Raw genomic sequence first — 11,113 nt, 5'->3', positions numbered from 1 at the left:
AATCACCAGGTAAATCCATTGAATAAGTAACATTTTTTTGGTCAAAATGAGTAACTTTTTGAGTTGTATATTCCCCATTTTGATTTTTATAAGTAATTACTTTACCTTCTTTACCAGTCATTTTATGTTTTTTATTAGGTACATAGTTATCAGATTCCTGATGGACAAAACTATCAAGGTCAGTAAAGTTATCTTGTAGAGTAGCACAAACTGAACAATAAGTATTACCAAATTCATCCATGTAATATTGTTCACCTGGACCTATTTCAGTTCCACAGGTCATACAAATATGTTTCTCTTGTGGAGGAATATTATTTTCATTAATTCCTGAACCATTTTCAATTTCATCACCTCTACCAGTTGCTCTTTTCCATTCATTATCAAGATGTTCTCTATGTAATTTTTCTCTTTCTTTTGCCTGCATAGATTTAACTGTTCTATCACCTAATCTTCCATATTTTGATCTCAATAAATCATTTTTAAGTGTATTCTTCATTGCAGCTTTAGCACCCTCTTTAAATGAACCTTTATTCTTTTTAGCGCCAATACCACCTGCAATAGCAGATGCACTAAGTTTACCTGTATATTTTGTTGCACCAGTTCCCATTTGAACTGCTTTTTTACCAACTTCAGCTGCTGGGGCAGTGTTTAATTGAGGTAAATTAATTTGAGATATTTTTTCTAAAACTTTATCATTTGTAATAAAATTTTTGGTAAGCACTTTTGTTCTAAATTCATTATCAAAAGTTTCCATTCCAATAGCAAAGCGTACTTCCTGCTCACTAAAATATTCCCTAATTTCATTAAGCCTGTTTATATACCCAAAATACGCTTCAAAATACAATATTTTTATATTTTTCTCACGACAAACTTCCTTAATTTTAGAAAGCGTAAAATCATTCAGTTCAAAAACAGAGCCAGAGTTTATAACCTGTAAAACTCCTTTTTCACCAGTAATCTGATTAATCGCCTCCAAATTTACTCTGTTCATTTCCTCTTCATCATCTGTATTGTCCAAAATATAATTACAAAATGCACATTTTCCATATGCACAGCTAAATCCTTTTAAAAGTACTATTTCTCTAGGATTTTTTTCTTTTATTACACTATATCTTATCATTTTTATTCCTTTTCATTAGTCTTCACTTACTTTTCCGTTATTTTTCCAAATTGTTGCAATATATACAAACGGTGTATCCAATAATGCAATTACTACTTTTAGGAAATAAGTTGAAAATATAATTACAATTATTTCTTTCATTGAATAAACTCCTAAAAATGCCATAAACGAGAATACTATATTATCAAGTATTTGACTTAACATAGTGCTTGCATTATTTCTAATCCAAATATCTTCAAAACTTGGACGTAATTTTCTGATTACCTGATAAGACCATATATCAAATGCTTGTGAAACTGCAAATCCAGTTACACTTGCTATTGCGAGTCTTGGCATAAATCCAAATATTTGACTTAGTGCACCTTGCATATTGTCAGACGGCGCTACCTGTATTTTTAAGACAATTTGCATAATAAAAGTTGTAAACAACATTGAGGCAAATCCTAATGAAACAACTTTTCTAGCATACTTTTTCCCTTCATTTTCAGAAAGAATATCTGATGCCAAATAAATCCCGCCGAATGCAATATTTCCCATCGTTGTATTCACACCAAACAAGGTCATCATCTTCCCAACCTGAATATTTGCAATAACTATTGAAAGCGGTACAATTGAAAGCAGTCCTGCCTTTCCCCAGAATCTATAAGCCAAGATAACTGCTGTAAAATTAAGCAGCAAGTATCCTAACCACATTAATTCATTTACTCCAAACTGAAAGTTTCTAAAAAATTCCAAAATTTTCCTCCTTATAATTTTTATTTTTTATTTAATTAAAATTTTCCCTATTTTTTTAGACAAATAAAAAACACACACTATCCTTTTGAATAATATGTGTTTCCAAAAGGTTTTTTTTAGAGATGGATTTTCCCAAACATCATTATATTTTTTATTACTATTATTTATAGTTATTTTTACTGGCTTTTATTATACAAGCATTTGACAAAAAATGCAAGAAAATAATAATTTTTAAAAAATTTGCCCCTTTTTTGCCCCCTAATTGATAAAATAAAAATTCTCTATCAATACCACAAATATATTTTAAAATAAAAAGAACAGATTTTACTGTTCTTCTGATTGATTTTTATTTTCATCTTTATTTCTTAAACCTACAGAAATACCTAATCCACCTATAGCTCCTAACATAGTTACATATCCTGCTAAATTACGCCCTATACTTAACAGATATATCCCACCTATTAGAGCAGATAAAACTACTATTCCACCTATTACCTGTCCTAAAATTCTATATGTTATTGCTCCATTAACTAACTTTTCTTGACATTTCTGAAAACTTTCTGACTCCTGTAATTCTATTTTTTGTCTGTTTTTCTGTTGATTTTCTGCCATTGCTACAATTCTACTTGCTAATCCCTCTTGAATATTTTCATATCCTTGTAATTCTTCAACTGTTGGTATAGGGGCAGAACGGAAAGAAACACTTTTAGCAACTGCTCTTGTTCCAATTTTTGAAGTTTGGGACACTGGTGGTTTATTTGTTTTTCTCTTAGACATTCTATTTACCTACTTTGTATTGTTTATCATATTCAGACATTGCATTTCTTATATCATTCCCAACTTTTTCCCAATCTGACTGTAATGCTTTTAAATCATTTTTTTCAAAATTAGAATTACTTTTTTTTAACGATATTTCAGGAGAATAAACAATATCTGCAATCCCGTTTATAAAGTCTTGTAAATGTTTTTTCATAAAAATTTCCTCCTAATTTTGTTTAATAAAGTATAACAAATTTTTCTAAAAAAAACAAATTTTTTTTGAATATAAAGTATATTTTCTATTTTTCGTCTTTATAATTCAGTAATTTAAGTAATGCATCAGGTTTGCTTCCACCCGCCTTTTTTAATTTGTTGTTTATAAACTCCAGTTCCTTTACTGTAAATCTTACAGTAAAGACTTTATCACGTTTTGGCTCTAATGTTTTTTTTCTTCCACTCCCCAGGGGCTTTGGTCTGCCTTTTTTAGCCCCCCTAGTTTCTTTTTTTTCCATAGTCACTCTCCTATCTTAAGAAAAACATTATTAGACTTAATATACATGCTATTAAGCTTATTATTCTTGCTACAGTATATTTTTTTTGTCCTGCAAAAGCAAAATATCCATTTACCAATGCAAATATTATCCATAAATTGTTATTTGACATAATCTTTATAAAAAGATATAATTAAGTCGTCCCCTAAGAGGGAGGGCTTTATTTAAAAAGCCCTTTTATCAAAATTGTTAGTATTGTCAATATTGCGAGTATGATTTCTGCTAACAATTTGATTATTTCGAGGACTTGTTTTAAGTCCTCTTTTTTTCGCCTCCTTTCTTTTTCCTTTCGACTTAATTTTCTTTTCATTGTCCACCACCTTTCTATCTCCCTCTTACATATGTATAGTAACATATTTTTATGAAAAATGCAAGCGTTTTTGATAAAAATATTTAAAATTATTTACAAACTTTTTATACACAAAAAAGATAGCCATTTCTGACTATCCTTTGTTTACTTCATTCATTTTTTTATTGTAATAATACAATATTATCAAAGACACTATTATACTTAACGTGACTATTATAAGATTTTCTATCAATGATTTTTCTCTTAGTTGTTCTATCAAAGGTATCCTCTGCCATTTGTTTTCTAGTATCAGTTTTTCTATATTTCTTTTGTATTGCCAATCTCTCTGCACTATAGAAAAAATCGAACTGACAGTATACAGTAAAATCAATTTCACTATACCTTTGTTCGCAAAATTGATTTTCTCACTTTCTTGAAAATCCTTATGCCTTTTATCCTTAAATATCAAATCCCTAATCGTCTTTTTTGTCCCGACCGTTGCCATCGTTCCCACCGCCTATCCATTTGTCAATAACTTTATCCAATGCCTTAGGCACTTTGTCTTCGAGAACTTCAATTATCAATTCAACAAAATAACCCACGACAATTATTATCAACATTACCACAATATCAATTTCAGGAATCTTTTTCAGGAATCCTAAATACATTAGAACATATAAAGCTAATGCCATTATCCCATACAGAATCCTAATTGCTATAGGATTTATTTTTAAGTGATTATTCACTCTATACAATAAATTCCCTAGCGTTCCTAAAATCAATCCATACACTATGAAAACTAAATCAACTAAATAATTCTCCATTTCTGCTCCTTTTTATGAATTAAAATATTTTTGGATTTTCTTTTTTCTCAACATCAAACGCTTTTTGAATTAATGTCTTTATGTCAAATTCTTTTGATAAAATTTCAATCCCTTGTTCTAAAATTTCTTCTCCGATTTCTTCGGCAAAGTTTGGGATAAACTTTCTATCAATTTCTTTTTCTTTTTTTACATATTCTCTTAGTTTATCCCAAAATCCATCTGCTACAGCATCTAGTTTTTCAATTCCTTTTTTTGTCTTTTCTGTAATTTCTGTTTTATAAATTCCCTTTAAAATTAATTCTTTCGCCTTGTTTAAAATATAAATTTTTGTTATTGTATTCATTTTTATCTCTCCCTTTTCCTTAATTTTATTAATATCATTTTTAACGTGGCTAACAAGCCTTACAATGAATTTTACCTTGCTAGCCAACCTATTTATCCAAAAAGTTTTTTAACGTCCAAATTCAGCTCGTGTTCAAGCTGTTTTCGCATTACTTCAGTTCAAAATGTGGCGTGTCGTGCATTTTCCAATTTCCGCCCCATTCGACATTTATGTTTTTGCTTTTCGCAACAGATAAGATATGATTTGCTATTAATCTTAATTTCTTATCATCATACCCTTCTTCAGATGTAAATTTTCTATACACGCCATTTTCTATAACTCCACAAGGGAAAATATCGACAGCATGTCCGTATCCGTCTTCTTTGATTTGATGATTAGATTTAAATTTCTTTCCATCGCAATTTGTTACAATTCTACCTGGTTTGCTTCTTCCAATTTGGTATAATGCAAACTGTTCTTCCGTTGTCCTAGCTCCGTCTGTAATTCTAAAATCAAATGGGCTATTTTCAATTGCAGCTTTCATAACTTCAACAAGTTTTGGATGGACTTTTTTCATTTTATCCAAACTAGTTTGACTGAAAGAATATGTTTTGTTCTCTGTTACTGCGTTTTCTTTGTCCCAATCTTTCAAATATTCCTCCTTTCTTTCTATTCTATTTAACCAACCTGTTAAAAATCTTTCCTGTGTGCTGTCAGCTTCAATTTTGCTTCTGTAATAAATTCTCTGCAAGTTGTGATAAACTTCTAAAAATTTACCAGGATCTGTTGCGTTTAATGCATCTAATGTTTTGTTTCCAATTATTCCGTCCACATCAAGATTTGCATTTGTCAATTGGTTTATAGCAATCTGCGCGTTTTTTGTTCCATTTCTTCCTGAATTAACTGCCCAGTCGCATATTGATAAAGCCACTTTGTCGTTTATGACTTTATCCAACTTGTTTCCAAGATAGTATTTTTTCAGATATATATTTTTTGCAAAATCCTTTGTTAAATCTTGCATGTTTCCTTTATATCCAAAATCCCTTGCTTCTTCTTCTGTAATTCCATACTTAGTTTTTCCGCCCTTGTCATTTTCGTCATCAGAATAACCTCCCTCAACTCTTAACAAATAGTCAAAAATTCTTTCAAATCTTTCCATACTAAACCACTTCCTTTTTCTCATTTTTCTTTATATCTTTTTCCACTGTTTCAGTTATTAGAACAATATTATCCCCTTCAATCATGGCATCTGTTACTTTTAATACTTTCCCCTGCTCCATGATTTCAGTTCCGATTAAATTCCTTATTTCCATTTTCATTCCACCTTTCTTCCTAACAGTTCCATATCTTTTAAATACTTATACAACTTTGCAGGGCTGAATTGATTAGCCTTTAATGTTTTTAAATTGTACGTCAGGCTCTCATCTAATCCCTTGTTAATTAGATGTAAGCATAATTCCGAACAAAAATATTTATCTTTGTGTTCAATTCCCAGCTCCAGCAACTGGCTGAAAAATATAGCTCCGTAGTCGTACCCTTTGCCTTTCAGTTTCATAAACTCTTTTAGCACAACTGGAATTTCAATGTGACTATCCAGTTCAAAAATATCCATATTATCCTTATGGACAAAAGGTTTTACCCTTACTCCACCTGGATTGCTTAGATACACATAGTCATTATATATGAATTCACAATGGCTGTATTTTCCTAATGTCCTTAATGTTATCAGAAATCCTATGACACTTTTGGGCTTATGGAAGCTGATATATAGCTTGTCTTTTTCTAACTGCATAAATACCTCCTAACCTTGTTTTATTTCGCTTTCAAACAATTTATTATATTCAGATTCAGCGTCAAATGTTTTTAATTCCTCAACCGTTTTATTTTCCAAGCTGTGCGACAATGTTGTCTCGGCAACCATTGAGGCTGTCGTATGCTTTCTCATTATTTCAGACATTTCTATAAATTTCTGAACACTTACATTCACATACTTTTCAGAACCATCCTCGGTATAAAATTTCCAGTTGCTGTACTCTGTCGCCATTAAGTCAGTCATAACTTGTGCAAAGTCCAGTTTCTGCCCTTTAGAAATTTTTCCCATAAGCCCAAGGATAAACCTTAGAACCAAAGAAAATAATATTTTAGTGATATTGCTTTGGTCAATAGTCCTATTGTGTTGCAAATATTTAGTTCCCTTCACTTCAAATTCAAAAGGTTTTTTCTCCCTTTCAAGCCTTAACTGATACAATTCTTCTTTCAGTTTTTCAATCCTTTCTTCCTTCTTATAATTGATTTGATTGTTCTCGATATACTCAAATTCAGATAATTCAACAGTCTTGATTTTTCCGTTTTCTAGTAGCTCATTCTCGGCTAAAGTGTATTTTTCTGCTTTATACAGCTCCTCTTTTGTCGCCTCTCTTAGATTTCCGTTGTCCAAAACTGGATTTTGATATTCCAGTTCACTCCAGATGTGATTTTCCGAATCCCAGTTTGGGTAAAATAAATCAGGACTGCTTTTAAACTCTTCCAAGTTAGTGATAATCGGTCTCGCTATTATTTCGAGACTTTTTTTATCATAGATTACAACATTCATTTATATTTTCCTCCTTTTTTTATAATTTGCTATTTCCACTTTCCGATAGCCAAGTAAGACGCAGAAACGTTTCCGGGAGCATTTGTTCTAGCTTTAAATGTTGTTCCACTTGTCGTTTCGCCCGAAGCTATATAAGTACCACCATTTACTGTGAGTATCAAAGAAGTGATTCCTCCCATATTTATTCCGTAATTGTTCATAGTTCCTGATGGACTTGCTATACAAGTTCCAAATCCTAGAATGATTCCGTTTGAAAATTTAATGTGATTGCTTCCAATTTCTAATAATCCTTCTACCCTATCTGAAATTGGCTTATTGCTTATTGCTCTAAACTTTGTAGCATCGTTGTAAGTCAAATTCGTATCTGCTATGCACTCATAATAGAACTTAGTTACACTATCAAAGTAAAATTTCCCTTTTGTCTTGTTTCCTGTGTCTTGAATATTTCCGCCAAATTCTAGTCCTATTATTTCGGCTAGGCGGTTACCTTCGAGAGATGTGCCTTTTTGTAATCCGTATAAAGTGCTATCTGACAAGACAAAAGAATTATTCTTGAAGTTCAACAAGTATTCCTTTTTATCTTTCAAAATTCCTTTATCAACTTTATCCAGTAAATTATTCTTTAATTGATGAATCTGATATTCTGTTCCACCTAATTTTAAAAACACATCCTCAAATTGATTTTCCCCATCAATTCTAACTAATAGTTTTAATCCGTCAAACACTCCAAATTCTTCAATTCCACTTAATGCTACCTCATAAATATCTTTATTTGTTCCTGCTGTTCTGGTTGCATTTAATGTATGTACTAAACCTTTTTGCAAGTCATTCATAATTTGAGCTGTTAAGGTTGTTCCGATTTGGCTTGCGGTCTCCTCACCTTTCCAAATGTGTCTCACTAATCCTGCTCCGACATCATTGGCATTTTCAACTTTGTAAACATCCAAATTAGATCCTACCCAGTCCTTTATCTTTTTTAACATCTATCTTACCCCTTCCTGTGTAATTACATTAATTCTAGCCAAATTACTTTCATAATTTTTTTGTTGCAAGATTTCATCATAAAAACTGTCTTCAATATTCAACATTCTTTTCAATCCTACAAATGCCCCATTTGAAATATAATTTGCTGTCTGCACCCTGTATTTAAAATCAATCGTTATTTCAACCCCTTTCGCCCTTATTTCGAGCAAAATATTTAAAACACTTTTTTTAACATGTGTTGGCAATCTTTTATTCAAAACTATATAAATGCTGCCAGCTTTTTCTTTGTAAAATTGTGTTTCGGAATTTCCTTTAAAACTTCCATTTTTCACATTGAAATCAATATCTTTATTATTAGTTTTTACAATTCCTTCTTTAAAAATAAATATATTCTGCTCATAATTTTCAATTATGATTTTTAATACATTTATTATTGTTTCAAAAGTTGCATTTCTACTTTTTCTTGATATTTCTGCAAGTATTCTTTTTCTATACTCTTCATCATTTTCTCTTGTATTTCTTTTCAAATTAAACGATGTACCAAACTTATCCAAAACATACCCAGTTGCCTTCATAATATCTAGAGACTTTAGCAACTCATAAATTCCTTTGCTCACTTGTCTTATTTCTTCTAAATAAAGCTCCAGCAAAAAATAATTGTTGCTCCCCCTATTCCTTTTATACATATGCGGAAACTTGCTGATTATTTCATCTGTGTATTCTTTGCTATCTTTATACATAGAGCACCTCGATATTATTTTCATTTATCTGGAATTTTTGCCCTACTGGAACATTAAAAACTTTATCAAAATTTTGAGTTGCTACGCTGGATTCTGTTAATCCCATTTTTAGATTAATTTTTCTTATTTCATCAATTCCCAAAATTTCTGAATACGTTTTTAAATAACTAATAGATTCCCCTGTTTTAAGATTATTTATATAGTTTAATATTTCTTTCTTTATTTGTTGCGTCCAACGATTATCTTTTTCATCAGAGTTCTTCACTTCCAAAACTTCCACTTTGATTAATAACGTACTGTATTTGATAATGTTATAGATTATTTTTCTCTCAAACACATCTCTTTTCAGTTTTTTTTCAAAAGTCTGTGCGTTAGAATCTGCAAGTGTCAATATCCCATCAGCTTTCAAATCCAGTATAGTTTCAAAAATCTTGTCATCAGGAGTTCCTTCGAGAAATATTTTGATAGTTCCGGCTTCTGTTGCTGGCTCTGTTTCAGGATCTAATATCAATACATTCTTTACATTTTCTAATGCCATAAGTCCGTTATACAACGCTGAATGTGTCGCAGTTTGTTCAATAGCCTGCTTTCTTTTTAATCTTGCTCTGTAAAGGCTATCGCTTTCGTCGTCAGCTCCACCTACTACATCAACATCATTTGTAATTTTAGCTACTCCGCTATATTCCGTTGTAAATGAAACATCACTTGCAATATTGCTCTCGTCTCCGATTTCAACCGCCTGAATAAATCCTACTCCGTAATATTCGTTATTATCCAATTTATCCAATGTAACGTTAGATAACAATCTGTATTCCTTTTCAGCGTATTTTATAATAGTTTGTGCTGGTATAACCCTATTTCTTTCTCCTGTTATTTTTACTTGTCCAGTTGCATAAGCCCCTGGATTTCGTGGAGTTCTTAACAAAGTTCCGAAATAGTCCAAATAAATTCCAGTTGCTGTATTTAGATTCATTTGATTGTTAAAGTCCAAAAGCTCTTCCCATATTTTTGATAATTCAAACCCTATTGCTTCTGAATGAATACCCTCAGGAGTGTTAAAATCCAATGTGTATTCATTATCCTGTAATCTTACTTTATATCGTTTCTCTATATCTTTCATAATATCTGAAAAACTTTTTAATACAAATCCTGTATCCGTTACTCCAAAATCCATTGTTCCCCCTTTCCTAAATTGTCAAAGTTTTTCCATTTTTTAACAATATCTCTACATCGAAATCATAATTTCCAGTTCCATTTTTAAAATCACTTTCAAATTTTGTTATTTCTGCAACATCTTCATCTGCCAAGATAGTTTCCTTTACTTGAGTTTCAATATTAAACTTTTCCAGCAAATTTCCTATCTGTCCGTTATTTTCGTTTCTTTTAATCCAGTAAATGCCTTCGTTCTTGTGTAAAAACCATTCGTTAAAGAACAATCTCAATTTATTCTCAAGCCTTAGCCTTATTTTCTCTATTTCAGAACTTAATACTATGTTTTTGCCCATCACAACATCGATTTCTTTGTTGTCATCTTTTTCGGTTTGCCAACTTTCAACGCTTTTCATATCAACTCCCTTTCTAAAAAATTGTAATAAAAAAATCACAATCAAATTAATGACTGTGATTTTCTTTTAAATATTATGCTCCTTCTTTTTCTCTATCCATATTTGCTTTTATTCCCAAATTCTCTAATAGATTATGAATAAAGAGTCTTCCTTTTTGTGTCCATTTTGTATTTGCTACCACTTTATCCGTTCCGTCTTTCTTTTTAACTGTCATTGTTTCGCTTTTTGTGTAACCTTTGTTCATATGTTCTATGTACAATATCCATTGACCTCCAACTTTTCTAACTACTCTTTGCTCATTCAATGTTTTATTTAATTCGTATGCACTGAATCCATAATCGGCTGCAATCTGTGTTGTTGTCATTGTATCTTCACTCGATAATATTGTGTCTACATATTCTTTTATCGGTTTATACTCTGCTATTAACTGTTTTTGAATCTGATTTTCTTCTTCCAGCAATTCCTTTTCTCTTTTCACTTTACCGTAATTGATTAATACTTCTCCTAATTTTTCAGGATTGTTTGTTATTGTGTCCCATACATTGTCTGTCATATACATTCCTGTTTTTCTGATTACTGGAATAACTTCTGATGTTATCCATTTTCTAAATGGTTTTGCTTCTTTTTTATC

Annotated in this window: 17 protein-coding genes and 1 pseudogene; all 18 read right to left on the bottom strand. The window is 31.0% G+C overall.

Annotation, left to right across the window (positions count from 1 at the left end; translation table 11 throughout):
- Positions 1–673: 673 nt before the first annotated feature.
- Positions 674–1,120 (bottom strand): annotated as a pseudogene (locus Q0370_RS04845) (radical SAM protein); the annotation flags it as partial.
- Positions 1,121–1,135: 15 nt separating this feature from the next.
- On the bottom strand, positions 1,136–1,855 hold the full coding sequence (locus Q0370_RS04840; RefSeq protein WP_299572854.1) for a queuosine precursor transporter: 720 nt from the start codon (positions 1,853–1,855) through the stop codon (positions 1,136–1,138).
- A gap of 324 nt (positions 1,856–2,179) precedes the next feature.
- A complete protein-coding gene (locus tag Q0370_RS04835; protein ID WP_299572851.1) occupies positions 2,180–2,632 on the bottom strand; it encodes a DUF2335 domain-containing protein in 453 nt (150 codons plus the stop codon).
- Between the two features lies 1 nt (position 2,633).
- Positions 2,634–2,828 carry a hypothetical protein gene (locus tag Q0370_RS04830; protein WP_147006000.1) on the bottom strand — a complete coding sequence of 65 codons (195 nt, stop codon included), beginning with the start codon at positions 2,826–2,828 and terminating at the stop codon, positions 2,634–2,636.
- An 85-nt stretch (positions 2,829–2,913) separates the two neighbouring features.
- A complete protein-coding gene (locus Q0370_RS04825; protein WP_299572846.1) occupies positions 2,914–3,126 on the bottom strand; it encodes a hypothetical protein in 213 nt (70 codons plus the stop codon).
- Between the two features lie 199 nt (positions 3,127–3,325).
- Complete coding sequence (locus tag Q0370_RS04820; protein ID WP_172618801.1) at positions 3,326–3,475, bottom strand: hypothetical protein; 150 nt, start codon at positions 3,473–3,475, stop codon at positions 3,326–3,328.
- Between the two features lie 133 nt (positions 3,476–3,608).
- Positions 3,609–3,959 (bottom strand): hypothetical protein, encoded by a 351-nt coding sequence (locus tag Q0370_RS04815; RefSeq protein WP_299572842.1) that lies wholly within the window; start codon positions 3,957–3,959, stop codon positions 3,609–3,611.
- The gene (locus tag Q0370_RS04810; protein ID WP_299572839.1) at positions 3,928–4,278 is read right to left on the bottom strand and encodes a hypothetical protein; all 351 of its coding nucleotides are present in this window, start codon (positions 4,276–4,278) and stop codon (positions 3,928–3,930) included. The genes Q0370_RS04815 and Q0370_RS04810 overlap by 32 nt, the downstream gene beginning before the upstream one ends.
- 19 nt (positions 4,279–4,297) lie before the next feature.
- On the bottom strand, positions 4,298–4,621 hold the full coding sequence (locus Q0370_RS04805) for a universal stress protein (RefSeq protein WP_299572837.1): 324 nt from the start codon (positions 4,619–4,621) through the stop codon (positions 4,298–4,300).
- Between the two features lie 148 nt (positions 4,622–4,769).
- Positions 4,770–5,759 (bottom strand): glycosyl hydrolase 108 family protein, encoded by a 990-nt coding sequence (locus Q0370_RS04800; RefSeq protein ID WP_299572834.1) that lies wholly within the window; start codon positions 5,757–5,759, stop codon positions 4,770–4,772.
- A gap of 1 nt (position 5,760) precedes the next feature.
- Complete coding sequence (locus Q0370_RS04795; protein WP_299572831.1) at positions 5,761–5,913, bottom strand: hypothetical protein; 153 nt, start codon at positions 5,911–5,913, stop codon at positions 5,761–5,763.
- Positions 5,914–5,915: 2 nt separating this feature from the next.
- Positions 5,916–6,392 carry a cytoplasmic protein gene (locus Q0370_RS04790; protein ID WP_299572829.1) on the bottom strand — a complete coding sequence of 159 codons (477 nt, stop codon included), beginning with the start codon at positions 6,390–6,392 and terminating at the stop codon, positions 5,916–5,918.
- Between the two features lie 9 nt (positions 6,393–6,401).
- Positions 6,402–7,193 (bottom strand): hypothetical protein, encoded by a 792-nt coding sequence (locus Q0370_RS04785; protein WP_299572827.1) that lies wholly within the window; start codon positions 7,191–7,193, stop codon positions 6,402–6,404.
- A 29-nt stretch (positions 7,194–7,222) separates the two neighbouring features.
- Positions 7,223–8,176, bottom strand: coding sequence for a hypothetical protein (locus Q0370_RS04780; RefSeq protein WP_299572825.1), 954 nt, complete (start codon positions 8,174–8,176; stop codon positions 7,223–7,225).
- Entirely contained in the window at positions 8,177–8,917 is a 741-nt protein-coding gene (locus tag Q0370_RS04775) for a hypothetical protein (protein WP_299572822.1), read from the bottom strand.
- A complete protein-coding gene (locus tag Q0370_RS04770) occupies positions 8,910–10,091 on the bottom strand; it encodes a baseplate J/gp47 family protein (RefSeq protein WP_299572820.1) in 1,182 nt (393 codons plus the stop codon). The genes Q0370_RS04775 and Q0370_RS04770 overlap by 8 nt, the downstream gene beginning before the upstream one ends.
- A gap of 13 nt (positions 10,092–10,104) precedes the next feature.
- Complete coding sequence (locus Q0370_RS04765; protein WP_299572818.1) at positions 10,105–10,482, bottom strand: hypothetical protein; 378 nt, start codon at positions 10,480–10,482, stop codon at positions 10,105–10,107.
- Positions 10,483–10,555: 73 nt separating this feature from the next.
- The coding region (locus Q0370_RS04760; RefSeq protein WP_299572816.1) for a phage antirepressor KilAC domain-containing protein at positions 10,556–11,113 on the bottom strand (558 nt) is incomplete at its 5' end.

The sequence above is a fragment of the uncultured Leptotrichia sp. genome (assembly GCF_938036635.1).
GTDB lineage: Bacteria > Fusobacteriota > Fusobacteriia > Fusobacteriales > Leptotrichiaceae > Leptotrichia > Leptotrichia hongkongensis.
The sequence above is the reverse complement of the archived record's forward strand: the minus strand, read 5'-3'. Positions and strand labels throughout refer to the sequence as shown.